This window comes from Holdemanella porci, from assembly GCF_009696075.1.
Classification (GTDB): domain Bacteria; phylum Bacillota_I; class Bacilli_A; order Erysipelotrichales; family Erysipelotrichaceae; genus Holdemanella; species Holdemanella porci.
Genome location: NZ_VUMR01000025.1, coordinates 1 through 26,115 on the forward strand (window position 1 = coordinate 1; position 26,115 = coordinate 26,115).

28 protein-coding genes are annotated in these 26,115 nt (G+C 33.3%); 8 read left to right on the plus strand and 20 right to left on the minus strand.

Annotated elements, in window-relative coordinates; translation table 11 throughout:
* Both FYJ55_RS05710 and FYJ55_RS05715 read left to right on the plus strand, forming a co-directional pair.
* A partial coding sequence (locus FYJ55_RS05710; RefSeq protein WP_178104528.1) for a transposase occupies positions 1-101 on the plus strand: 101 nt, incomplete at its 5' end.
* An 84-nt stretch (positions 102-185) separates the two neighbouring features.
* A complete protein-coding gene (locus FYJ55_RS05715) occupies positions 186-494 on the plus strand; it encodes a MerR family DNA-binding protein (protein ID WP_326831847.1) in 309 nt (102 codons plus the stop codon).
* A gap of 76 nt (positions 495-570) precedes the next feature.
* On the opposite strand, the gene gnpA is transcribed toward FYJ55_RS05715, so the two are convergent.
* The 6 genes from gnpA to FYJ55_RS05740 form a co-directional block, all read right to left on the minus strand.
* Positions 571-2,715, minus strand: a complete 2,145-nt coding sequence (gene gnpA / locus FYJ55_RS05720; protein WP_154556027.1) for a 1,3-beta-galactosyl-N-acetylhexosamine phosphorylase — start codon at positions 2,713-2,715, stop codon at positions 571-573.
* A 16-nt stretch (positions 2,716-2,731) separates the two neighbouring features.
* Entirely contained in the window at positions 2,732-3,823 is a 1,092-nt protein-coding gene (locus FYJ55_RS05725) for an ABC transporter ATP-binding protein (RefSeq protein WP_117571675.1), read from the minus strand.
* 11 nt (positions 3,824-3,834) lie between these two features.
* Entirely contained in the window at positions 3,835-4,008 is a 174-nt protein-coding gene (locus tag FYJ55_RS10810; protein ID WP_195836677.1) for a DUF6903 family protein, read from the minus strand.
* Between the two features lie 10 nt (positions 4,009-4,018).
* Complete coding sequence (locus FYJ55_RS05730) at positions 4,019-4,879, minus strand: carbohydrate ABC transporter permease (RefSeq protein WP_154556028.1); 861 nt, start codon at positions 4,877-4,879, stop codon at positions 4,019-4,021.
* An 11-nt stretch (positions 4,880-4,890) separates the two neighbouring features.
* Positions 4,891-5,772, minus strand: coding sequence for a carbohydrate ABC transporter permease (locus tag FYJ55_RS05735; protein WP_154556029.1), 882 nt, complete (start codon positions 5,770-5,772; stop codon positions 4,891-4,893).
* 62 nt (positions 5,773-5,834) lie between these two features.
* Positions 5,835-7,163, minus strand: a complete 1,329-nt coding sequence (locus FYJ55_RS05740; protein WP_154556030.1) for a carbohydrate ABC transporter substrate-binding protein — start codon at positions 7,161-7,163, stop codon at positions 5,835-5,837.
* Between the two features lie 181 nt (positions 7,164-7,344).
* On the opposite strand from FYJ55_RS05740, the gene FYJ55_RS05745 reads away from it, so the two are divergent.
* Positions 7,345-8,181, plus strand: coding sequence for an AraC family transcriptional regulator (locus FYJ55_RS05745; protein ID WP_154556031.1), 837 nt, complete (start codon positions 7,345-7,347; stop codon positions 8,179-8,181).
* A gap of 33 nt (positions 8,182-8,214) precedes the next feature.
* Here FYJ55_RS05745 and FYJ55_RS11065 read toward each other — a convergent pair whose 3' ends face one another.
* A complete protein-coding gene (locus FYJ55_RS11065) occupies positions 8,215-8,379 on the minus strand; it encodes a hypothetical protein (protein WP_229771108.1) in 165 nt (54 codons plus the stop codon).
* 633 nt (positions 8,380-9,012) lie between these two features.
* On the opposite strand from FYJ55_RS11065, the gene FYJ55_RS05755 reads away from it, so the two are divergent.
* Together FYJ55_RS05755 and FYJ55_RS05760 are read left to right on the plus strand one after the other, a co-directional pair.
* Positions 9,013-9,606 carry a class I SAM-dependent methyltransferase gene (locus tag FYJ55_RS05755; RefSeq protein ID WP_154556032.1) on the plus strand — a complete coding sequence of 198 codons (594 nt, stop codon included), beginning with the start codon at positions 9,013-9,015 and terminating at the stop codon, positions 9,604-9,606.
* Positions 9,570-12,092 carry a DEAD/DEAH box helicase family protein gene (locus FYJ55_RS05760; RefSeq protein ID WP_154556033.1) on the plus strand — a complete coding sequence of 841 codons (2,523 nt, stop codon included), beginning with the start codon at positions 9,570-9,572 and terminating at the stop codon, positions 12,090-12,092. The genes FYJ55_RS05755 and FYJ55_RS05760 overlap by 37 nt, the downstream gene beginning before the upstream one ends.
* 130 nt (positions 12,093-12,222) lie before the next feature.
* Here FYJ55_RS05760 and FYJ55_RS05765 read toward each other — a convergent pair whose 3' ends face one another.
* From FYJ55_RS05765 to FYJ55_RS05805, 9 genes are all read right to left on the minus strand, one after another.
* Positions 12,223-12,966, minus strand: a complete 744-nt coding sequence (locus FYJ55_RS05765; RefSeq protein WP_154556034.1) for a sugar isomerase domain-containing protein — start codon at positions 12,964-12,966, stop codon at positions 12,223-12,225.
* A gap of 1 nt (position 12,967) precedes the next feature.
* Complete coding sequence (locus FYJ55_RS05770; RefSeq protein WP_154556035.1) at positions 12,968-14,242, minus strand: PTS ascorbate transporter subunit IIC; 1,275 nt, start codon at positions 14,240-14,242, stop codon at positions 12,968-12,970.
* Positions 14,243-14,253: 11 nt separating this feature from the next.
* On the minus strand, positions 14,254-14,544 hold the full coding sequence (locus FYJ55_RS05775; protein WP_118357230.1) for a PTS sugar transporter subunit IIB: 291 nt from the start codon (positions 14,542-14,544) through the stop codon (positions 14,254-14,256).
* 18 nt (positions 14,545-14,562) lie between these two features.
* Positions 14,563-15,000: a PTS sugar transporter subunit IIA gene (locus FYJ55_RS05780; protein WP_154556036.1), complete on the minus strand. Its 438-nt coding sequence runs from the start codon at positions 14,998-15,000 to the stop codon at positions 14,563-14,565.
* A gap of 13 nt (positions 15,001-15,013) precedes the next feature.
* Positions 15,014-16,912 carry a BglG family transcription antiterminator gene (locus tag FYJ55_RS05785; RefSeq protein ID WP_154556037.1) on the minus strand — a complete coding sequence of 633 codons (1,899 nt, stop codon included), beginning with the start codon at positions 16,910-16,912 and terminating at the stop codon, positions 15,014-15,016.
* A 298-nt stretch (positions 16,913-17,210) separates the two neighbouring features.
* A complete protein-coding gene (locus tag FYJ55_RS05790; RefSeq protein ID WP_154556038.1) occupies positions 17,211-17,405 on the minus strand; it encodes a hypothetical protein in 195 nt (64 codons plus the stop codon).
* Entirely contained in the window at positions 17,402-18,772 is a 1,371-nt protein-coding gene (locus tag FYJ55_RS05795) for a M24 family metallopeptidase (RefSeq protein WP_154556039.1), read from the minus strand. The genes FYJ55_RS05790 and FYJ55_RS05795 overlap by 4 nt, the downstream gene beginning before the upstream one ends.
* Before the next feature lie 60 nt (positions 18,773-18,832).
* Positions 18,833-20,416, minus strand: coding sequence for a PTS transporter subunit EIIC (locus FYJ55_RS05800; RefSeq protein WP_154556040.1), 1,584 nt, complete (start codon positions 20,414-20,416; stop codon positions 18,833-18,835).
* Positions 20,417-20,881: 465 nt separating this feature from the next.
* Complete coding sequence (locus FYJ55_RS05805) at positions 20,882-21,286, minus strand: Hsp20/alpha crystallin family protein (RefSeq protein ID WP_154556041.1); 405 nt, start codon at positions 21,284-21,286, stop codon at positions 20,882-20,884.
* Positions 21,287-21,501: 215 nt separating this feature from the next.
* Here FYJ55_RS05805 and FYJ55_RS05810 point away from each other — a divergent pair, with 215 nt between their 5' ends.
* On the plus strand, positions 21,502-21,972 hold the full coding sequence (locus tag FYJ55_RS05810) for a PTS sugar transporter subunit IIA (RefSeq protein WP_154556042.1): 471 nt from the start codon (positions 21,502-21,504) through the stop codon (positions 21,970-21,972).
* A gap of 108 nt (positions 21,973-22,080) precedes the next feature.
* Positions 22,081-23,343 (plus strand): M20 family metallo-hydrolase, encoded by a 1,263-nt coding sequence (locus FYJ55_RS05815; protein ID WP_154556043.1) that lies wholly within the window; start codon positions 22,081-22,083, stop codon positions 23,341-23,343.
* Positions 23,344-23,416: 73 nt separating this feature from the next.
* On the opposite strand, the gene FYJ55_RS05820 is transcribed toward FYJ55_RS05815, so the two are convergent.
* From FYJ55_RS05820 to FYJ55_RS11295, 4 genes are all read right to left on the minus strand, one after another.
* The gene (locus tag FYJ55_RS05820) at positions 23,417-24,187 is read right to left on the minus strand and encodes a MurR/RpiR family transcriptional regulator (protein ID WP_154556044.1); all 771 of its coding nucleotides are present in this window, start codon (positions 24,185-24,187) and stop codon (positions 23,417-23,419) included.
* Between the two features lie 102 nt (positions 24,188-24,289).
* The gene (locus tag FYJ55_RS05825; protein WP_154556045.1) at positions 24,290-24,448 is read right to left on the minus strand and encodes a hypothetical protein; all 159 of its coding nucleotides are present in this window, start codon (positions 24,446-24,448) and stop codon (positions 24,290-24,292) included.
* A gap of 16 nt (positions 24,449-24,464) precedes the next feature.
* On the minus strand, positions 24,465-25,415 hold the full coding sequence (locus tag FYJ55_RS05830; RefSeq protein ID WP_154556046.1) for a nuclease-related domain-containing protein: 951 nt from the start codon (positions 25,413-25,415) through the stop codon (positions 24,465-24,467).
* Positions 25,416-25,427: 12 nt separating this feature from the next.
* Positions 25,428-25,559 (minus strand): hypothetical protein, encoded by a 132-nt coding sequence (locus FYJ55_RS11295; RefSeq protein WP_268234141.1) that lies wholly within the window; start codon positions 25,557-25,559, stop codon positions 25,428-25,430.
* A gap of 158 nt (positions 25,560-25,717) precedes the next feature.
* Between FYJ55_RS11295 and FYJ55_RS05835 the strand changes: the two genes are divergently transcribed.
* Positions 25,718-26,059, plus strand: coding sequence for a helix-turn-helix domain-containing protein (locus tag FYJ55_RS05835; protein WP_154556047.1), 342 nt, complete (start codon positions 25,718-25,720; stop codon positions 26,057-26,059).
* The last annotated feature ends 56 nt before the right edge of the window (positions 26,060-26,115 follow it).

Consider the following 26,115-nt stretch of genomic DNA (forward strand, 5'->3'; position numbering starts at 1 on the left):
ATTGGAAGAAAAGGATATTTTGGTCAGACGGATACTTTGCATGCAGTATTGGAGAAGTATCGTCAGCAACTATACAAAAGTATATTGAGAGTCAGGGTTAATGGCTAAAGGTTCACAAGGCTCCTCCTACCACCTAAAGGTAGTGGGTTTCCGCCTATGGCAAAGGAAAGGATTTAATTTATGAAATTGAAGCTTTACACCTCATTGAGTGTTTAAAGAAATCTGGTCTTGGCATTAAAGAAATCAATCAATTCTTTAGTTGGGTTTCTGAAGGAAGTGCAAGTTTTGAAAAGAGAAAAGAGTTGTTTGAGGCTCGAAAAGAGGCTGTAGAAGCTGAAATCAAAAGTCTTCAAGAAACACTATCTTTATTAGAATTTAAATGTTGGTACTACTCAAAAGCTATGGAGGATGGTACAGAAGAATACCTTCAAGCTATGCTTCCAGACAAGCTTCCTAGTGACATTCAAAAATTATATGATGCAAGTCATAAATAAAAAAATGGAGCAGATATATTCTGCTCCAAAGCTTTTCAAAACCAGCTGGCTCGTTCTGATTTTGATTGACTGATTCTTAAATTTCAAACCATTTGATTTCACAAGCATCCAATTCAACTTCGAAACTTGTTCCATCACCCTTATACACGGAAGTTGTCTGTGGTTCATATGTATTATTGACAACACAGAAACTATTTGTAGAAGGATATACGTTGATATCCACATTGTAGTTGTCGGAATACCAGCGTTTCATTTCTTCTTCTTTGTGTGCTGCAAAGAAGATTGCACGATACAATAGTCTTACGTTTTCAAAACTAAATGGAAGACCATTCATATACACACCGCGACCTTTTCCATACTCATTTACAGCCAAATTGACATGTAGATCTTTTTCAGCCAAGATTTCGGTTTCAGGAAGAGCATATACATCATTTACACATTCTCCCCAATCTTCATGTTCTAATTGTTCTGTTATGAAGTGGTTTGGTTGTACTTTCCAATTGTATTTGTCTGTGTGCATTGTGAAACCTAATTCTTTATCCACACCTAATACATCGTATAAAGTGAAGAATTTACCGTTGCGGTTGATTGCTGTTGGCTCACCAACACCGATAAATCCACCGCCCTGGTCTACATAACGACGAAGAGCTGTAATCACTGGTTCATCAAATTCAGCTCCACCACTAAAGCTTGTGTATGCAGAACCAATGTTCATCACAACGTCCATATCATCTAAGATGGTTGGATCTTTACGAATATCATCAAAACTAATGAAATGAACATCAAATGGGAAACCACTCAACGCCTCCATTACACCTGTATATGAATAGATTTGTTTGTACCAAATGGCATGGTGAACCAAGTGTGTTCCCCAACGACGAAGTTCTCCCCAACTATTAATTACACCCACTTTTAATAAGTTTAATGGAACTTGTTGATTTACATGAGAATATAGCGTACGGAATTCGTCACATACCTTTTCAATATAATCAATGAATTCAGGGAAATCCAATGCCAATTTTAAATATCCACCATAACCAATACGATCGACTGGACTACGTAAAATAGCTCTACGAGCTGTTACCCAGTTGACCTTAGCTTCTTTTAATGGATCTCCGTTTTCATGGAAAACATCTGGGAAGAAGTATGGTAAAAATCTTCCTTCTGTATACTTAACACCCTTAATATCGGAAATTAAACGAAGTGTTGTACCAGAACCAACCGATCCTACAACCGCATCCAATCCAATGGATTCAAAATATTTACCAAATGGCTCTGTACCAATCCAGTGATCCCCTAAAAACATCATGGCTTCTTTTCCATATTCATGACAAATATCCACAAATTTCTTCGCTAATTTACTTACTTCACGCTGTTGGAAATCCATGAAATCACGATATTCCTTAGTTGGAACACAGAAAGTTGAGTTATTAAATCCTTTGTTGATAATATATTCCGCTCTAAATGGATAGCCCACTTCTTTTTCAAACTGTTCCAAAATATATGGAGATACAGAAGCACTATATCCAAACCAGTCTACAAATTTTTCGCGTGCAAATTCATCAAATTGAAGAGTGAATTGGTGGAAGAACGTTGTAAAACGAACAACGTCTACATCATCTCTTTCTTCACAGAATTTTCTAAATTTATCCAATACATACTTTTGTGTTTTAGGTTGTCGAACGTCAAAAGTCATTTGATGTTCTTCACCCTGCCAATCATTCGTTAAAGCATTATACATATGTACAGGATCCCAAATCACAAATGCCAAGAAACTTACTGTATACGCATGATACGGAATTGTATCATGAATAATCACTTCACCCGTTTCTTCATCATAATCCCAATTTGTGATGACTTCATCCGTCGTACGATCAATAACTTCCCACCATCTGTGATTGTCTTTTGTGTTTGGCTTTAATTGATCTTTATAGAAATGCTGCATGATTTGAATTTTTAATTCGGTTGACTTTGCGGTCACAAAATCGCTCATCAAATACATCTGTTGGATTTCATCTGGATTTGCCTTGGCCCACTCATTATCTTTTCTTGTCGTATAGTAAGTCGCATATTGCTTAATATCCATCTTACGCAATTCTTCTGGCATATCCGTTCCGTCACAGTCACGGATGGCATCGGCTTTCCATCGATTAATAATCTCAATTGTTGCATCAATTACATCAACATCTGTCGGTACAGTTACTCTGCCTGTTTCAATCATTTTATTTTCTCCCAAACTAGTCAATTCTATTTTCAGTTTCCATATCAAAGAAATGTACTTTTGATAAGTCCATTGTTAATTTAATTGTTGAATGTGCTTCTGGTTCCAAACGAGAATTTACTTTGGCACACATTTTTTGTCCATTTAAATCACCATGTAAAATATATTCATGGCCCAATAGTTCGGCCACTTCAATTTCAAAATCAAAGTTAGCACTCGGATATGTATCAGCTACAATTCCCTCACCATGTAAATCTTCTGGACGAATACCCATGATAACTTCTTTTCCTTCATAGCTAGAAAGTTTTTCTCTATACATCAAAGGAATTTCAATCTTCATGTCCTTTACATGGAAGAAACCATTTGTATACGTACCCTTCACAAAGTTTGTTGCAGGCGCACCCAAGAATCCAGCTACGAATAAGTTTGCCGGATTATTATATATTTCTTTTGGTGTACCAATCTGCTGGATATATCCACCCTTCATCACAACAATACGATCAGCCATAGTCATGGCTTCGGTTTGATCGTGTGTTACATAAATGGTAGTAGCTCCAATACGTTCGTGAAGCTGAATGATTTCCGAACGCATTTGTACACGCAATTTCGCATCCAAGTTTGATAGTGGCTCATCCATTAAGAATACCTTCGCATTACGAACGATAGCACGACCCAAGGCAACACGCTGTCTTTGACCGCCTGATAAAGCTTTTGGCTTACGATCCAAATAAGGTTCAATCTCTAAAATACGAGCCGCTTCATGTACGCGCTTATCAATTTCTTCCTTACTATACTTACGTAATTTCAAGCCAAAGGCCATATTCTCATATACACTCATATGAGGGTATAATGCATAAGACTGGAATACCATCGCAATATCACGATCTTTTGGTTCCACATCATTCATTCTTTTTCCATCAATATAGAAATCACCGGCACTAATCTCTTCCAAACCAGCAATCATACGAAGTGTTGTAGATTTACCACATCCACTTGGTCCTACAAACACAATAAACTCTTTATCTTTCACTTCTAAATTAAAGTCAAATACAGCCTGAACATTGTTGTCATATATTTTATCAACATGCTGCAATGATAATTCTGCCATACTTCTTCCTCCTATTTATGTTTTCGATTGTATAGAAACAATAATGTTAGTAAGCCTGTCAATCCAACGATTTCAATCATTAGATTACGAACACTTACCGTCTTCTGTGCCCAAATAATCATACCTAAGAACACAAAGAATAATACGATCATAATTATGTTCATTCCTTTATTTTCATCTCTCATATTAGACACCTTACTCTTTCATTCCACCAATACTCATGCCCTGTGTAATCTTCTTTTGAACACAAATATAAAGAACTAACGTTGGAATCATAACAATTACCAACCCAGCATACATGACACCAAAGTTTGCCTGTGACTTCGCATCCGCCATTAAGTATTTAACACCAACGGCCAACGTAGCATTTTCTTTATCCATAAAAGTAAATGCGATAATATATTCATTCCAGAAAGCCAAGAATTGAAATAGGACAACCGTAATAATACTTGGTCTTGCCATGGGAATCATAATCTTTGTCATGGTCTTAAAGTAGCCACAACCATCAATGCGAGCCGCCTCTTCATACGCCTTAGGCAACGTTTTAAAATAACCCGTCAACAAATAGATTGTGAAAGGTAAGGCTGTTGCCGCATACACGACAGAAAGCCAGAACTTATTATTTAAGAAAAAGTCAAATCCAAGCTTAATATCCGCATTAAATAACATTAAGAAAATTGGCAAAACAATATAGTTCACATTTACGAAAAGTCCAGCCATGAAAAGTCCATTAAAGAATTTCTTTCCCACAAAATCAAATCGTGCCAAAACATACGATGCAGGAAGAGCCACCACCAATAGAATGACTAATGATAGTGCTGTTACAATGATTGTATTTATTAAATAATCACCCATTCTTGCCTTCACAAAGGCATCCGCAAAGTTTGACCACAATATTTGTTTTGGAAGATCAAATGGGTTTCCACTCACCAATTCCAATTGCGATTTTAAAGATGCAAGGAATACCCATGCGATGGGTACAATAATCGAAATTGCTAATGTGATCAGTGCCACGTAAACAAAGATCTTGTATAAAGGAAAATTACGTTTCTTCATATCTCATCCTCCTAATACTGTAATATATCACGTTCAGTGACCTTATTTATGATGGCGGATAAGGCAAATGAGAATACGAAGATACATACTCCAACGGCCATACCAAATCCGTATTTACCAGCGAACGCATTGTTGTACATATAGTTCAATGCCACTTCACTTCCTAGATTTCCCTCACTTGTCAATTGAACGAACATAAATGATAAGTTGATTGTAGAAATTACGAAGAAAGTTAAAGTTGTACGAATGTTATCCCAAATCAAAGGTAAAGTAATCATAAAGAACTGTCTGACTTTACTAGCCCCCTCAAGGCTTGCTGCCTCATATAGGTTTTCTGGAATACTCGACATACTCGACATATACATAACCATATAATAACCAATGGCCTGCCATACAAGGGCACCAATTATAGAATAGTTAATAACATCTGGATTTCCCATCCATTGTTGTTGTAAAGACGAAAGTCCAATCATACCGAAGAATGTATTTAAAATACCATTCGTAGGTTGATAAATAGCTGAGAAAATACCCGCAATAACAACAATACTCAAAATATTTGGAATGTAGAAAATTACACGGAAGAAGTTTTTTCCAACAAACTCTTCACGAGTTAATAATGTCGCAAACAATACGGCCAACACCAAAGTGATGATCGTGATCAATACAACATACAAGATTGTATTTTGCATAGCCTCAATAAAACGCATGTCATTAAAAAGAACCTTAAAGTTGAAGAACCCAGCAAAAGTGGCATCACTAACGAAATTGCTCTTTTTAAAGAATGCTGTCTTAAATACATCAATCGTTGGAATCACCATAAAAATGAAAACTAGAATAACGGCTGGTGCAAGACACGCAAATACGAAACGATTTTGTGCTTTCTTTTTATTCATGAGTTTACCTCCCATCTCTTAAAAAGCGACGAGCAACAATTTGCTCATCGCTTTCAGTTTAATTATTCAGTTACAGCTTTGTTTTTAGATAATTTAACCCAAGCATCTGCTAATTTGCTTTGGTAATCATTTGCAGTTAATTCACCAGTAGCTAAAGAGTCAATTGAACCAAATACGGTTGCAGCACGGTCAAAGTCTGGTAAGTTATCTGTGTTGTAAGGAGCAAATGCACCTAATGCAGCAGAAGCAGTGTCATATACAGAGAAGAATTCTTTTGTATATCCATCTTCCATAGCTGCAATTGTGTCTGACATATTTGCACTTGGAACAATATTTCCACCTTCAGCCATGATCTTAATTCCTTCATCCGAATAGATAAACTTCAAGAATGCTTTCGCATCATCTACGTTTTTAGCTTGAGCAGGAATCCATACTTGTTCAGTCATAGAACCAACGAAACGTTCACCATCTTTTTCTAATGCAGGCAAAGGAAGTAATCCCCAGTGAAAATCTTCAGGCGTTGTATCTGCCATTTCATTCACTACCCAGTCTCCATTAGGCATGAATAATGCTTTTCCATCAATAACAGCCTGTTGGTTCATTGTGAAACCATCTTTCGCATTCGCATTTGAGACTGTATCAGAATATAAATAATCAGGACTTACTAATTTAGCTAAAATATCGATAGTTTGTTTAGCACCATCTGTATTCCAAGCATCCTTGTCATAATTTAATACATTCGTTAATAATTCTTCTCCACCAGTTTCTTTCAACAATGCATTTAATGTGTTGTCAAAATAACCATTTGTTGGATAAGTAAATAATGCGATACCATCTTTCTTAGCTTGATCACCTAAAGCCCAGAATTCTTCCCAAGTTGTTGGAAGTTCATATTTCTTTCCTTCTCCAACTAATTCAGTATTATAGAAGAATCCAGCTGGAGTTGTCTTAAGTGGCATCAAATAAGATTTTCCATCACCATAATATTGTACGATACTACTATTTGCGTAGTTTTCATCCATACCAACTTCTTCAACTACATCTGAAATATCCAATACTTCATGAGTATTTAATTGAGTTTCAGTATATCCAGAAGGCTGACCTAAGTTATAGTAAACAACATCCGAATATTCACCCTTCGCATTTTCTTTATTCAATACATCAGGCAATTCTTTTTCAAAACGCAATTGAACATCTACATCCGGATTTGCCTTTTCAAAAGCCTTAGCCAATTTTGTGAATACTTCTTCACCATTACCACCAGAGAAAGAATCAAATTTTAATACTCGCTTATCTCCAGAATCAGAATTTTCAGCTGGTTTGCTAGAACATCCTGCTAACATAGATGCTGCCATCGCAAATGATAACCCAGCAGTTATAATTTTTTTCATACTTTACCTCCTCATAAATTCGTATGAACCTCTTTTGACATGCCTAGTATAGCTTATTTGAAAGCGCTTTATCATAAAAATATAGCTCTATATTTTAGATATATTGTGATTTAGTGATTTTGACAACAAAATTGATAAACAATAGAAAACAATATATAATAATACAAAAAGAGGTGTTTTTATGAGTACACAACGCTTTCAAATTGACCAAGTTGACTTCAATAAAGCCCGACCAAAACTACTATATATAACTGAATCCAAGTTCGATCACGAATGGAATTCCACCCTACATACCCATTTATATACAGAAATATTCTATGTGACAAAAGGCCATGGACTTTTAAGTTTAGACAACAAAAACTATCCCGTAAAAGAAGACGATCTCGTTATTGTCAATCCACTTATCTCACATACCGAGCGTGGTATTGAAAATATCAACTTCGAATACATTGTTATGGGAATTGAAGGCGTCACCTTCTTTTCAAAAGAAGAGGACGAAGAAAAAGGATGTAGTATTGCCAACTATTATGAATACAAACACGAAGTATTATTCTATCTAAAAACCATTCTAATGGAAGTTAAGGCTAGAGATGCTGAATATCAATCCTTATGCCAAAACTTATTAGAAGTATTACTGATCAACCTGATGCGTAGGGCCAACATTAGTTTAAAATCTTCACCCGTTAATAAAGCCAACAAAGACTGTGTCTATATTGAAAAATATATAGATGCTCACTTTAAAGAAGATATTACACTAGACACTTTAAGTGAACTCACTTTCTTAAATAAATATCACATTGTACATGCCTTTAAACAATATAAGGGAATCTCTCCCATTAACTACATGATTCAAAAGCGTATTCAAGAAGCTAAAGTTCTACTTTCTACAACCAATCTTCAAATTTCAGAAATATCCCTCATCATAGGATTTACAAGCCAATCCTATTTTGCCCAAGCCTTCAAAAAAGCAACGGGCATTTCACCTATTCAATTTAGAAAAAATCATAGTGAACAATAGAAAAAATACAGCACGATATTTTTTAACCATGTCCTAATATTCTTCATCCGACAACGTTTTTTCACCAGGATTCATAGCGAATACACTGCCCCATTTATATCCATCCTTATATTTAGGAACTAAATGGAAATAAAGATGATGACCCGTATCGCCATAAGCCCCATAATTGACTTTATCTGGATTGAAGATTTCATGCATAGCACAAGCTCTTTATATAAACAGCCCTTTCTTCTGACGTCAACTCTGTAATTTCACTCACATGTTTCTTATGAGCCACAATCACACGACCAAGATGAGAGTGTTCCTTAAACAAATATACTTTTGAACTTTCATTTTTTTACCTACTCTTCCTAAAGGTATAATGCAACAGTTTGTAAGTACTTATATAGTAAATTTAAACTAATTATTTAAAGTATACATTCGATAACAAAGTGCTTTCTTTTCCCATAAAAACATGTTATACTGTGAGTGTGTTGATTAAGTTAAGACTCTAACCCTTTCAATTAACTTTCTCAACATTCCCATTTCTGGACCGGGCCCATTCCGGTCCTTTTATTTTGTCAAAAAAATGTTGTTTTTTCTTTGCTGATTAAAAATCCATTTCATGTTAATATATTTCATGTTGGTTATCACAATAATCAACCCTTTAGCTTTAGGGCTGGCACCATTTCACAACTTACTCAAATCCAGCTCTAATTTTTTGTAAAGAATTCTAAAATTACATTGAATCTTAATACAGGAACACACAAGTTCCTGTTTTTTGTTTTAAATTGATTTGAATACAACTTCAAGATATTATATACACAGTATTAGATTGTATTAGAGGTATATATGATAAACAAAACTTTGGACTACTATAATAAAAATGCTGAATCATTTATTCAAGGAACTGTATCAGCCAATTTAAAAGATATACAAGATAAATTTCTTAAAGAATTGTCTGGAAATAAAATATTAGATTTTGGATGTGGATCTGGAAGAGACACTAAATGTTTTATTGGTGCTGGCTATGATGTTGATGCCATTGATGGATCTTTGGAATTATGCAAGAGTGCCAGTGTATATACAGGAATTCAAGTAAAACACATGTTGTTTCAAGATTTAGATAAACAGAATTACTATGATGGAATCTGGGCATGCTCTTCCATATTGCATTTGCCAAAGTCAGAATTAAAAAACGTCTTATCAAAAATGAATAATGCTTTAAAAGATGATGGCGTCATTTACACATCCTTTAAATATGGAGATTTCGAAGGAGAAAGAAATGGAAGATTCTTCACAGATTTCACTTTAGATATTTTCAAAGACTTCATTCATGATGTAGACAACTTAATGATTAAAGAATACTGGATTACCACAGATGTAAGACCAGGAAGGGAGGAAGAAAAATGGTTGAATCTACTCCTTCAAAAGACCAATTCTTAGTTGAACACGCAGATTTTTCTTTAAGAGAGAAAATCAAATATCCAAATGGTGGAATATCCAATTTTTATGATAATGGAAAAGACATGGTTATTATTGATGAAGATATTTGTGAGCACAAGAGTAATGATCCTGTATTTTCATATATGCTGATCACAGATAAACAAAATAATTATATGCACCAATTCAAGAGAGTTTTCCGTTTCTTAGGCTACTCTCATTTAGAAGTCGATAAATATCTTTCTAGAAAAGAAATTGTACTGCCTACTAGTTATACAAGAAGTGTTGGAGACAGAAGCGAACAATCCGATGTATCTCCATTAGAACTCCATTTCGAGAAGAGTTTCTCAAATGCTTATGGCATGAATGCACTTAAATATATTTCTCGCGAATATGGTATTTGCGATGAAAATGGAAAGAATTATTTCCTTGATTATTTTGTACAAACAAAAGATGAAAAATACGCAGTGGAAGAAAACGGTGTAACGTATCATCACCCTCAAATCATAGGTGAAGAAAAATATAAAAACCAATTAACAAAACAAAATACATGTGCCTCATGGGGAATCAAATTATTCCGTTTTTCTACTGAGGATTGTGCATTTGAAAATCGCATTGAAGATGATATTAAACAATATTTTGGAAGTGATGCATCTAAATTTATTGATGATGGTTTAAAAATAGATAGAACCGTCGAATTATATGAACATCAATCCATTAGTTTACAAGAAATCCAGAAAAGAAGAGATGCTGGAATCAAAGCATTTTTGATTGTATTACCAACGGCTGCTGGTAAATCCAAAATTGTTGAGGAAGATTTACGTGAATTTTCCAAGAGTAAGAATAATTTTAAAGGATTAATATTAGTTCCCGGAATCAATATCTTGGCAGACTGGAATCAAAGAGTGCATAATTCTTTGCCTGAACTAGAAGATAAAATTGATATAAGAACCTATGCATATATGGCTAGACATTATACAGAATTATCTTCAGATTATTATAATTACATAGTTGTTGATGAAGCTCATCATGCAGTGGCTCCCATACTAAAAAGAGTTATTCAATATTATAATGCAGATTTCACCATAGGATTGACTGCAACAGATCAAAGACCGGATAAGAAAAAATTAGAGACTGTGTTTGGAAGCTATTCCACTTCTCTATCTTTAAAAGAAGCTATGGAAAAAGGAATTGTTGCCAAGGCAAATGTATATCGAATCGAAACAAACATTGATCTTTCTAAAGTTCGCTTTAATGGTAAAGATTATGTAAATGCAGATCTAGAAAAAAGAATACGAGTGACTTCTAGAAATGAATTAATTGTAGATGTACTTAAAGAATACTTTACTTCTGGAGAAGCCAGCTTACGACAAGGCGTCATCTTTTGTGTTAATGTTTCTCACGCAAACGAAATGGCTCGTCTTCTTAATAAAGCAGGAATTGTTGCGGCTAGCTATACCGGACAAACAAAAAATCCTGCATCTGTCATGGATGATTTCAAGAACAAGAAAATCCGATTCCTTTGTACTTGTAACATGATTTCTGAAGGATGGGATTATCCTGAGCTTGGTATTTTAGTTATGGCTAGACCTACTCTTTCTAAAGTTCTGTATCTACAACAAATAGGTAGGGGGCTACGAAAAACAGATACTAAGAAAAATGTAATTGTGATTGATGTTGTTGATGAATATGGAGCTATGATCAAAGCTTGTAATATGCATACTATATTTGCTAATCCATATTATGTACCATTCGGTGATATCACGATAACAAATTACACACCTGGTGAGATGTTAATTGTGGATGGAATTGAAGAACGAATTGAGCGTATTACTGAAGTGGATATCAATACATTTGAAGATAAATATGGCGATTATCTAAGTCAAGAACAACTCGCACGAGAATACTTTATCAATACCGGAACTGTAACAAGTTGGATTAAAAAAGGAAAAATAAAACCTAGTGTAGAATATAAATTTGGTAGTAAATCTTTATATTTATTTAGTCCTGATGATGTTGAAAAGTACAGAAAAGAATTGGGTATAAAAGAACACAACAATGATACAATCAAACAAGACTTCTTTGAATTCTTAGAAGAAAGAGATTATTCATTATCTTATAAAATGCCATTCTTATTAGCTTTTGTTAAAAATGTTGATTCGATCGGTGATGCTAAAATAGATGATGTATTAAATGACTATATCGCCTTCTACCAAGACAGAATTGATAGAGGACTACAAGTAGATCGTAGTACTTGTCCATACAATGAAACCACTCTACAAGATAGAAAAGCAATCTGCAGAAATATGTTAACAAATCCATTTGAGAAATTTGAACGTAAAAGATTCTTATATTATTCAAAAGACTTGAGCATTATCTCAATGAATCATGCTCTATATAGTAAGATGAATGCAGAAGATTGGGATAGAGTTAAATCACAAATGCAGAAAGATTTAGAACACTATTATTCTGATATGGATGGAATATAAGAACGGTTTGACCATAAACAGCCAAACCGTTCTTTGTAAGCGCCAAATAGGGCACATATCTTTACAAAAGAGCTGAAACTTCCTTATCCGTTACAGCTCCTGTTTGTTATGCTATAATTGTTCTGCTGAATCAAAATTGATAATGAATACTTTCCTTATACTCTTCATACAATTTTTGATTCAATGCATCGCCGCCATCTAAGTTAGCGCTATAAAAGATTGGCGGTTTTTTCATGCCTGAATCCACTAATTTTTGTGTCACAGCAGCAACAATCGAATTAAGCATCATTGCTCCAATTACAGTTGAAGTTGGAGAAACCTTTTGTTCTAAACCATCAATTTTTACGCAAGCATCACCAACATCTCCATGATTATCCAAAATAATATCAGCAAATTCATACAATTTCTTTTTTGATGGATGACGAGAAGTCACACTTTTAGAATAAGATAAATTTGTGATAGCTATTACTTTGGCGCCCATTTTTTTCGCTTCTGCTGCAATTTCAATGGCTACTGGATTTCTTCCAGAAACAGAATGAACAATTAATACATCGTCTTTTTTAAAGTTAACTTTACTTTGTGCTAGATTTGTTCCATAACCAACACATCTTTCCATTTTGCTTGTTAAAGTAATTGGAGATGTATCAAGCATAATCTCTCTACCAAAGATTGGATTAAATAACATCAAACCTCCAGCACGATAATACAATTCTTCACTCAAAATACCCGCATGACTTGCACCAAAAGTATATATAGAATGTTTATTTAAGATACATGTGGTCAGTAAGTCAACACATTCTTCCATGGACTTTGTTTCATCTTTTTCGATGACATCCATTAACTCGTGAATGCGTTCTAAATATTTGAATTCCATACTAAGCAATTAATCGAGCAATAAATCCTTCTACAATTCCCCATAAAGAGAAGTCCTGACCACCATAAACTAACATCCATTGTTGAATTGTGTTATTGAAGAAGTAAGCTCCAAATCCAACTAAGAATACCATTACGATACCACATGCAGCGGCTCCAATAATACATCCACGAACTCCACCTTTGGCATTACCAATAATAGCAGCACATCCAGTTTCAAAGAAACAAGTTGAAATCAATGGAATTACAACTGTTGGGAACATTCCACTAGTTAGTAATAAAGTAATAATTGATGTAATCATAGCAACGATAAATCCAATTAATAAAGCATTTGGTGCATAAGGGAAAATAACTGGAACATCTAATGCTGGAATAGCATTTGGAACGATCTTATCCGCAATACCTTTAAATGCAGGAACGATTTCAGCAATCATCATACGAACACCTTGAAGCATTACAGTAATACCAACACCAAAGTAAATAGCGTGTGTAAAGATATATGTGAAAATACCAGTAGTTCCACCTGCATATCCCCAAATAGTTCCAGGATCTTTTCCGTTAGCTACTAAGATAAAATATAAAACAATGTAAGTAATCGCAATAGTAATTGATCCAGTAATTGAGATTTCTCTTAAAAATCCTAATGATTTAGGTACGTTTAAGTCTTCTGTAGAATGTTCTTTATTTCCAAATAAAGTTGCTAATCCTGCAGATAACAATGATAAACATGTTGTTGGGTGTCCAATTGTGAATGAATCATCACCAGTAACAGATTTTACCAATGGTTTCATCAAATTTGGAGAAACAATCATATATACTGCAGTAAATACAGCAGCTAATCCAATTAATTTACCACCAGTTAATCCAGCATCTACACCTGCAGCAATAAATACAAATGGGAACCAATATAACATATGTCCAGTTAAGAAAATAGATTTCCATTTTGTGAAACGAGCCACTAATACGTTAACAGCAAACGCAATGATCATTACAATACCAATCTGTGTTCCAAATTCAGCTCCAATATCCACTGTTTTACTTGCAACTGCACTTGGTGTTACTGCATTAAAAGCAGCCGAAATTCCATCAATAGAATTACCAGTAATTAAACCAGTACCACAAGATAGAATATAGAAACCGATTGCCGTAGTTAATGTTCCACGTACAATTTCAGAAAATGATTTTTTCTGAAGAATCAAACCAATACAAGCAATCAAGGCAAGGAATATAGCGCCTTGATTGAAGATTTCATTAATAATAAAATTTAATACTCCCATACATACTCTCCTTATTTACAATTTTCTTCTAAGTAAGCTAAAGTTTTTTCTTCTACTTCTTTTTTGTTCATGAAATTTTTAATAGCCACAACAGGAACCTGTGCACGATCTTTGATTCGATCAGCCAATTCCTCAGAAATAAAAATTACATCACACTGGTTTGCACAACATGAACCAACATCTCCACAAAATGCTTCAATTTCATAATTATGTTCTTTTGCGATTTTTTCTACATTCATACGAAGCATCAAGCTAGAGCCGCATCCAAATCCACAAACAGTTTGAATCTTTGGTACTTTCATTCTTTCTCACTCCTTTCTCTATTTATCCTGAAACAAAGAATATAGTTCTTCTTCGCTTGTGCAGGCAACCATCTTTGCCACTATCTCTTCATCCATTAGTGTAGTGGCAACACTTTGTAACATTTCTATATGACTTGTTTTATCTGTACAAGCCAAACACATTACAATTCTTACGGGATCGTTATCACAATGAAATTCAATATCATTTTTAAACGTTGCGATTGAAATATCTGATTTTTTTACATACTCACACGGAGCAGCATGAGCCAACGCAAATTGAGGCATAATCACTATATATGGTCCTAATGTTTCTACACTACTTATCATATTTTCAACATAAGGTTCTTCAATTGAACCACATTTAACTAAAGGCACACTAGCTATACGAATTGCTTCTTTCCAATCCTTTGCTCCTAAACCAATTTGAATATTTTGTAATTTTATTCCTGTACTCATATCTATTTTCTCCTCAATCATGTAAGCTCAAAATTGACTCTATATTCTTACTATTTTTTAATAGCTCTATGTTTTCTGGTATATCCAATATATTGGCAATATTTAACAATTGTGATTCTTCCTTATCACAAATTCCTAAAACAACAATCGCAATAACTGGCTTTGTATTAAATGACCCAAAAGGTATTTCATTTTCCAAAAGCAATAATGATACACAATTTTTATTCACTCCATCATCTTTGCCAGCATGCACATAAGCAACTTTAGGAGTAATAACCATATAAGTTCCAAATTCATTTACTGCCTGGATCATCGTATTTACATACTTACTTTCAATATCTCCTTTAGCAACTAAAGGTGCTGCTGCTTTTCGTATTGCATCTTCCCAAGATATTTTTCCTTTCGAAATTGAAACATCATTTTTCGAAATATACTCACCTAAACAATGATAATCATGTTCTACAACTTTATTCTCATTCTTATTAAAGAACAAAGAACACATTTTCATAAATGATTCCTGAAACAATGTATTTCTTATCATTTCAATATCATTCTGTTTTAATAATGGATTGATATAAATCACATTCGTTGATTTCACGCTCATATGATTAGTTGATATGATCAAATCCACCTCATGACTCTCTAAATATTTCTCCGCCTCTTCAATCGAATAAGGTCCTACAATAAAACAATCTCCAAAGATTTGATACATACGAGATTTTAAAATAGAGCTTGTTGCCAACCCAAAAGTACAAACAATCATAATAACTACTTTTAAATCTTCTTGTACTCCTGTTTCAAAAATAGAAGCAAGATATAATGCAATATACGATATTTCACTTTGATCAAAATTTAAATTGTATTTAGTTTCATACACATTCAATTCTTTTTTTGTGAATTCATACATAACACCAATTGCAAAACGCACCTGCTCATCCAATTCATTACGAATATGAATGTTATTCCTACATCGATAAATTGCTGCTCGAACATGTACTGTTAAACTGCGTATGATATCTTTCATATCTTCAGAATCAAAGTAATGTATCTTCTTTAAAGATGAAATCAAATGTTCACTTATTTCATTTGCCTCATCTTCAACCTTTGAATCCAAAGTTAAAGACCCCTCCACTCGTTCACCTAATAAGAACGAACTAATATATTCTTGATCATTACTATCCGAAATTTTCGTAGACAAGATAGAATTGATTCTTTCCATGTCTGAACTTTGAATTGTCGAATTTTTTGTTTTCATTAACCCCAATCGATTCAACAAAAAGCTTAAAACAATGGAAATTCGATCTCTATCTACATATCTAAATCGAAATTCATTTTCAATTACTGTTATCAGCTCAAATGAAACATCTAGATTTCTTTGAATACCATCATTATTTATGCATAGTTCATAAACAATTTTCGAATGATCATTTGTAAACAACAAATCAATAAACAAACGCCGAATATCAGTCTCATCTCCTTCAAGGCTTGTACCAACACCCTGATTTTTTATTAATGAAAGATGATATCCATCAAGAAATTTTTCAATAGTATTTAAATCATTAATTACTGTTTGTTTACTTACACCACAACTAGAAGCAAGAGTCATAAATGTATTCACATCATTCAATAACAATGATGTAACATAAATAACAATTCGCTCATTCTTAGAATAAGAACAGCTTAAATCATCAAACAATACTTCTTGTTTATTCTCTATCCATACACCCTTACCAGGCTTTCGAACCAAAGAGATTCCTTGTTCTTTTAAGTAAGCAGAAATTACTTCTAAGTCTTTACGCACCGTACGATTGCTCACTTCAAAATTAGACGCAATCACATCATTAGTCACGTACGAATCGCGGCTTAATAAATATTCAATAATGTTTCTCTGTCTTAAAGTTAATGCAATCATATTTCTTACCTCATCTATAATTTAATCATTTTAAAATTTTACCTCAATACAAAATATAAACCAGCAATGTGGCACTTTTTTTAACAATTAATTTAAAATGATTGCGGTTTCACAACAATTTTATTAACACACAAACTGCATCATTGAACAAATTTTAAAGTGGCAAGTTTAAGTTTCGCTGCATTCTACATTCCCTACTACACCACACTATTTCCAAAAAATTACACAAGCGTAAATTGTTATAAAACTGTAATTAAAAAAAGGAACCCATATTTGAGTTCCTAAGTAAAACAAGATTTTAAACTAATCTTGTTACGATTTGTGTTAAAAATGCAAGAAGGACTCCACAAGACGCATAGATTCTTGTTTGAGGTAAATCCTTTTTCAATGCATAGCCAAGAATAAAGAATCCTGCAACCGGCATACAATAAGAAAATACAAATGCCAAAGCATTTAAGATATAACTCTTTAGAAAATTCAATTTGTGACTCATAGTTTCATAGCCTTTTCTTTATTTAATAAAAATGGTCTTAAGTATGCGACTGTTGAACACATTGGCAAAACATCATCATTTAATGAAATATTCAATTCATTAATTATATATTTTCTTCTCTTTTGAATTCGATTCCACAATTCCGGTTCTTCTTGTGCAATCTGTTTTCGTAGATTTTCATCCGCTAATAAAACTGTACTTTCTGCACTTGTACCCGCATAGCCTGATTTTGATGGAATAATATCAATTTGATACAACATGCCACTTTGTACTAATTCTTTACTATTCTCATAAATATTTGATGACATCCACTCTTCATCAGCTGTTAAATGCCCAGGACACAAGCTCCAATTGTATTCAGTCTTTGGCATTGTTTCTTCAATTAAATCATAAACTTCGCCACCAAGCATTCCACAATGAACTTTTTCTAGCCATACTGCTACGGATGAGAAATATGGTTTTACTAATACATCTAAATAATCTTGAACAGCTTCATCCAATTCATTACTGTCATGAACTGCATAACCAGCTCTAGATGAGAATCCACCTTTATATCCAATCGATAAACTGATTGGATCTTTTAATTTCACTGTGTTCGTTGTTGGATAAATATTTGCCTTGATAAATCTAGGTCCAGATGCCGCAATTGTAACTACACTATTTCTTTGTCCATATGCATTTAAGATGTTTCCCAATTCCATTTCAGAAACACCTACATCCAAGTGATTCATTGCCTTCAAAATACAGTCACTCGCAAGGGCAGCTCCAAATTCATAGTGAACAATTTCATTTACATTGTTTGTGCAACGAGCACCATCTTCTCCAATAAATAATCTTGTTGCATTAAATACATTACTTCCAACAAGTTCTTTAATTGTATCTACAACATAATATGGAACATCGAATAATTGAGCATTATCCTCATACTTACTAGTGAAGTTTTTCCATCCAACAATGCCTACCTTATCGCCGCTTTTAAATTCACAACGTTTTAAGATATCTTTGATTCCTTCTTTAACATCCATAGGTTGATTAGGTAATGAAAAGTGTGGGCAGTGAATAGATGTATTCTTAATTCTCGCTTTTGAAGCTTTATTTAAATTTTCATTTCCTAGAACCATATAATGATTTCCATTTGAATTCAAAACTAATAATGCTTCTTCAAATCTAGGTAAGAATCCTGTCAAGTACTCAAAGTTATTACCGTGTTCTAAATCTGCATAAATCACTAATGAATCAAAGTTTTCACGATTCATTCTATCTAGCACTTTATTTAATCGTTCCTGCATTGTTTCATCAGTTAACTGCACTGGAACATTTGTGCAATCGCACTCAGGTAATTTTACATTTTCATATTTTACTTCCATAAATCTAATCTCCTTAACTAAACAAATATCTATAAGAATACACTTATAGATATTTTGCTATTATTTATACGTACCAGCTGCTTGTTTTAAAGCGTGTGTTGCTTCTTCTACTTTTGGACCATATACAACCTGAATATTATTTTCATTAATTCGAATAATTCCTAATGATCCAGTTGTTTTTAATGCAGCTTCATCAACTACTGAAGTATCATTTAAAATTAGTCTTAATCTTGAAATACAGTTATCAATGTCACGAATGTTTTCTTTACCACCAATAGCTTTTAAAATTGTTGTTCCCAATTCACTAGCTTCAACTTGTACCACATCATCACTACTATCTTCTACATCACGTCCAGGAGTTTTTAAGTTCTTCTTTTCGATTACATATTTGAATACAAAGAAGTAAGCGAAGAAGTAAACAATTCCTAGGATTACACAGAAGTACCATTTTGTATATGTACCTTGTAGGATACCGAAGATAAACAAGTCTACGAAACCACCACCAGCGTTACCAACACCGACTTGTAATAAAGACATAATCAAGAAAGACATACCAGCCATAAATGCGTGGAATACCCATAAGATTGGTGAAATAAAGATGAATGAGAATTCGATTGGTTCAGTGATTCCAGTTGCAAAAGAAGTTAATGCAGAAGCTAATAACATACCTCTAACTTTAGGTTGTTCTTTTGCGTAAGCTGTCTTATACATTGCGTAACAAGCACCTGGTAAACCAAACATCATGAATGGATGAGTTCCTTGAGTTAAGAAACGAGTTGCTTGATGGAAAACGTTCATATCCATATTTTTTGCAACTAATTCTGCTTGGAAAATATTTAATGCACCAGATACTACTGTACCATCGATCATTGCAGTCCCACCGACTGGAGTGAAACGAATCAATTGGTTCAATACATGGTGTAATCCAGTAGGGATCAATAAACGTTCTGCAAATCCATACAAGAATAATCCAAATGGACCAGATTTACTAATAACAGTTCCCAAGCCATCAATAAGCATACTGAAGAATGGCCATACAAAGTATGAAACAATTGCTACAAATGGTACTGTTAAGATAATCATAATTGGCACGAAACGGTTACCAGCAAAGAAACTAAATGCTACAGGTAATTTTTGTGTGTGGAATTTATTATGAATAAATGCTGTCCATAAACCAGTAACGATACCTCCAAAGATACCCATACGATAAGTGAAAATTCCTAATTGTGTGTCATAAGCTGCATTAATTTGATAAGCCTCTAATGTAGTTGATCCATGACTTGTTAAATAATCAATAGCTGTATTTTCAGCTGTAATTCCATTTAATCCTAACATGTAGTTAAGCATTACGTGGAATAAAACGAAACAGATAACAACTGCAAATCCTGCAATTTCCTTATCTTCTTTTACCATACCAGTGGCAACAGAAATCGCAAATAAAATTGGTAATAATCCAAATACCTTTCCAACTAATGCAGATACTGCACCAACAACAACTTGAACACCTGCTGCACTCGCAAATGCTTCTCCAACTAAACTAGCATTGGTTAAAATAGTAGTGATACCTAATAACAAACCAGCTGCTACAATTATAGATAACGGTCCCATCATGGACTTACCTAGTTTTTGTATAAAAGTTCTCATGTAATCTTCTCTCCTTTACAATTCCAAAATGTGTAATAATCACTTGCAAGCTCTTACATTTCATATGCTACATTAAAATAAATTTCAATTCAATAAATCAAAGGTCTTTAAAATTGTTTATCAAAGTCTGTTTTTCTATCCATTTCTTGAATAATCATCCAACGACATAAAACCTATGTAGCGAGCATATTTCAAAATACGGAGCTTGTACCCTCACAAAATTTGTTATTGGACTTCTTTACTCTTCACACGCTAGCAATGTTAAGTTGTCCAACCAAAAATAATGCAATCGCCTCCTTCTACAAAAAGGAAAAGACACCTACAGCTCATAAAAGAATGAACTATAGGCGTCTTTGCTTTTGTATGGTTATTTTATAATCAAAATAATAATGCGTCAATAATTCGCTCATCCAAAATTTGAATAATAATCCAGACAATCAAGAAAAAATAGTCGGAATATACCGACTATTCAATAGGAATAAATTTGTTTTCTTCAATTTTCTTTGGTGCTTCTTTAGGAACTGTGACAATCAATTCTCCATTATTGAAAGAGGCTTTTACATCTTCTGTATGAATATCTTCTCCAACATAGAATGAACGATAATAAGATCCGCTAACACGTTCTTTACGAATAATACGACCTTCTTTATCTTTATCTTCTTTGTCTGTGTTGTGAGAAGCTGTTACATTTAAATATCCATCCTTCAATTCCATCTGGATATCTTCTTTCTTAACTCCTGGCATTTCAATGGATAATTCATAATTTCCATCTTTTTCTACAATGTCTGTCTTCATAACTGAAGAAGTTCCTTGTGCATCTGTTGTAAAGAAATCATCAAATAAATTGTCAAATACTGGATAGTAACGCATATCTAACACCTCCTGTGTACTGTTCATTTCTTAAGACATCTATAGTATAGTTCATTTGTTAGCAGAGTCAAGTTGAGAGTGCTATTCATTTAATAATATGAACAATTTCCCTTTTCTGTTTATTTGGCCAAAATGAATAAAAGAATGAATATTCACAAACTGAATGAAATTTTTAATGCATCCATACTATAATTTTTAAAAATGGAGGAATTAATATGTTTGGTTTTTTAAAGAAAAAAGAAGTATTCTTATGTCCTGTGGATGGTGAAATTTTACCAATTAGCGAAGTAAATGATCCTGTGTTTTCACAAGAAATGATGGGACCCGGATTTGCGGTGGCACCAACTTCATCTGTTGTTGTTGCACCCATGGATGGAGATGTTGTAACTGTATTCCCTACTTCCCATGCCTTTGGTATCAAATCAAAGAATGGTATTGAAATGATTATTCATATTGGTATTGATACGGTTGAATTGAATGGAAAAGGCTTTAAACCTTTAGTAAAGCAGGGCGATGTTGTAAAAGCGGGAGATTCTTTAGTTGAAGTTGATTTTGATGTATTGAAAAATGAAGGTAAAGATCCTACTTGTATGATCATATTCCCTAATAAAGAGAAGTTTTCAATTGTAAAGCCTCATAGCCATGTAACAACTGGCCAAGACAACATCATTGAATTTAATAAATAGTTTTTAAATTTTTATTCAGAATTTGAATATACAACCATAATGATTCAGATGCATTGTTGCATTAAATTAACAATGCTATGATTTGGTTGCTTAAAAGGAGTACAAGATATGAAAGTAGATGTAAGTAGAATTCAAAAAGATATTGAAACTTTGGCCACATTTAACGAAACTCCTGGTTGTGGTGTAACAAGATCTTCCTATACCAAAGAAGATAAAATGGCTAAGGAATATTTAATATCTGAAATGCAAAAAATTGGATTGACCATTTATGAAGATGGCATGTCAACATTATTTGGTCGTCGCGAAGGAAAATTAAAAGATGCTCCATGCGTTATGTTAGGCTCTCACTATGATACAGTTTATCATGCAGGCGCATTCGATGGAGTTGCCGGATCCGTTTCGGCATTAGAAGTTATGCGTGTATTACACGAAAATAATTTTGAAAATGATTATCCTCTTGAATTAATTTTAATGAATGCCGAAGAAGGTTTTACTTTTGGACCAAGTACCGGTGTTACAAACTCAAGAGCCATGATGGGTACACTTACTTATCATGAACTAGAAACTCGTACAAATCGTTTTGGACAAACTAAATTAGAGGCTTTGAGAGCCTATGGTGTTGAACCAGATTTAGAAAAGGCAAAAAGAGATCCAAAAACAATTAAAAACTTCTTAGAATTACACGTTGAACAAGGTCCTGTTTTGGATCGTGAAAATATTGAAGTTGGATTAATTAAATATCTTGCTGGTATTGGAAGATATACAATCAAATTCCATGGAAAAACTGCAGATTCAACAGAATTAATGAGTAAAAGAAAAGATGCTCTAGTAGGAGCTGCTTATTTCATTGAAAAATTCAATGCGGTAATGCGTACATTCGGTGATGATGCTACAGGAATGGTTGGACAATTGAATATTGTTCCTAACTCAAATCAGTTCGTACCAGAATATGTTGAGGGTAAAATTGAAATTCGTACTTTCACGAAAGAAGTAGTTGATAATAATGATTTCAATACAATTATTACAGATTTATTAAATGAAGTAACTGAAAAATATGGTATTCAAACCGAGTTAGAAGAAATTCGAAGAGTCAATTATCCAAACCCAACAGGTCCTAGTATTATGAATTATGAGAATGTTGAAAAAATGGAAAAAATTTGTGATGAACTAGGCTATAGTCATAAACAAATGAACCAAGGAACTGGACACGATTCAATGATCATGGCTGACTTTGTTGATACAAACATGATTTATGTACCAAGTCGAAACGGTGGAGTATCTCACTGTCCAGAAGAATGGACAGAATATACAGACATCGAAAAAGGTGCTAACGTATTACTTGAATTAGTTAAAGATTTATCTACAAAATAAATAAACAAATGAGCAATTTAGAGAAAATTTCTTTAAATTGCTTTTTTTATGTAAATGAAAAGAAGAATGTTTTCTACACATTCTTCTTATAGTTAATATAACCCTCATATAATAGTGTAAATAAAAGCATCAAAGTACAGAATGAAGAATTGTTTAATCTTGTTTCATCGTTGATATTTGATACTTGATAATACAAAGAGTATTCTGCTAAGTGAGACAATTCATTCTGAGAAAATAAAGTCAGCGATATAATTGGCGTTCCTTGAAGCTGTATGGATTGTATATCCGTTTTCAATTTTGAAACATTGCCCGATAAAGAAACCATAAACAACAAATCATTTGGTTTTAATGTTTTTGAAATCAAATTCAGCTCAATCTGTCCAGGAATAATAATCAAATGAATACCCACATTAATTAAGCATCGAGAAAATTCTTTTAACATTAAAGACTGTCCATAACCCGTAGCATACGCATAGATTCGATTTGAAGTTGCCATTAATTTATATATATCTTCAATAAATTTATTCTGCTCAAATAGACGAATCGTAGATGTTACATCCTCTAATACAACAGAAGAACCAATTTTATTCGTATTGATAACACTTGCACGATCCTTTCGATCTAATTCATTTCTTAAGAAATATCGAAATTCACTATAGCCTTTAAATCCTAGCTTTTGAACAATTCGAATTACGCTTGACGAACTCGCATTCGCCAACTGTGCAATTTCAGATACAGTTTTATCCTGGCATAGCTCCATATTCTGGAAAATAAAATTTAATATATATAAATCATTCTCATTTAACTGAGCATGATATTCATTTACTAATTCTTCAAGTGTCATAACTATCTACGTCCTTTACTCTTATATATTTTATGTCATCTTTTTGAAAAAAGAAACCTTAAAATGCATAGCCAAACAAATGACTATGCATTCCTTAATTCATCAACGAGCCATTACACTAATAATACGAACACCCGCATCACATGCGATAATAGCAACCGATTTAGCTTTCTTAAGCTTAAATATATACTTTTGAGGATTTTGACTTAATTCATGAATTCCTCGTAAAGTAAAACTCTTGACTACTATAACCTTATTCATAATATTTTCCTCCTTGTTATAATGAAACATGCTGTGTACTATGCATGTTGAATAGACTGTTCATAAACACTCTTACTCGAGTAAACAAACCATCTTCAATTGGCTTTGGTTGATCATAGCCTTTGATTTTCAAGTATGCATCCACAAAAGCTTCTTTAAACTCTTGTATATCCATATCAAATGGATAATACTCATTTAAATCTTTGCTTTGAATAAAATCAGCAATCTGTTGTAAATGCTTAGTGAACTGAATCACTCCAGTACCATAAAAATCATCAATCAAATGAGGTAGTCTAGATAAGAAACAAACTCTAAATCCACGATAATCTTTTTGAACTTGAATACGATTGTTTGTGAATACAACAACCTTTTCAATTTTCATATTCTCAAAACCAGCATCCTTTTGAAGTTGTTTGATTACTTCTGCTCTAAAATCCATCTTTGCACCTAAGTGACTATCAAAATTTTCATATCTACCAATCTTGTACATATCACCTACTTCATCAATGTAAATATCTCTTTTAGAATTCTTGACTTCAACAATCGTTGCCACACCCTGTTTCAATACCAGAAAATCAATTTCTGTATTGTGAACACCATCTGACAATTGAAGATTTCTTAGAACAACATGATTGGATTTCATATAATCCAAATATTGTTCAACCCTATCTTCACCAGTAATCCCCGACTGTTGAGTACGAACATGATTTGAAAATATAGAAGCCAATCTAGATAATCTTTTCAGTTCCTGATCTGCTACATTTCCAGCTGCATTATTCATCTCATGCAAATGCTTCATAATATATGACATATGAACATATTCAGCAGGAATATCCAAACCATCTTCAAACACAATCTGAGCCATCTCTTTTTCTAACTGATCCATCTCAGGAAGAAGTTCTCCCCTAGAATAAACATCCTTACTTAAACCTTTCAAACTACTTAATAAACTCTCTCTTATCATCATTTTCTTTTCCTCCTATTTATTAGTATTACTCTGCTTTTTAAACTCTGATACATTCTTCACATGCATCTCATCTGCTAACTTTCGATTTCTTTCAATCTTCTCTATCAAACGAATCATTCTTAATCGATTATCAACACTCATCATAAGTAACACCAATCTTTCTATTTCTTACTTGCTTCTTGATATCTTTAAGCATCTATATCATAATTTTGTTAGAGCATTTTCTACAGACAAAAGAATGCGTAAAAAAAGATACTTTTTCGCACTTTTTGCGAAAACAAGAAATAAGGGCATAATAATGAGTGAACAAACAAAAAAAGGAGTTTCAAACTCCCTATGAAGAATATAGAGTAAAGGCTGGATATACCAGAGAAAGTGCCAGTGAAGAACTAAATGGTATTTCACCAGACAAAATATATAGAATTGAAAAAGGCAAACAAACTGCTGAACCAGACATTGTTCTACAACTAGCCGATTTATATCATGCTCCAGAACTATGTAACTATCACTGTACACACAAATGTGAAATTGGACAAAAATACATTCCACAAGTAGACGTACAAGATCTTCCAAATGATGCTAGTATATTTATAGGACAGGTAAAACATCTCGAATTTGATTTGATAAGGAACCAATCACATTAAAAATAGAATGAGATATTGAACATGACTGTCCTGGATATTGTAGATTCTTGTGCATA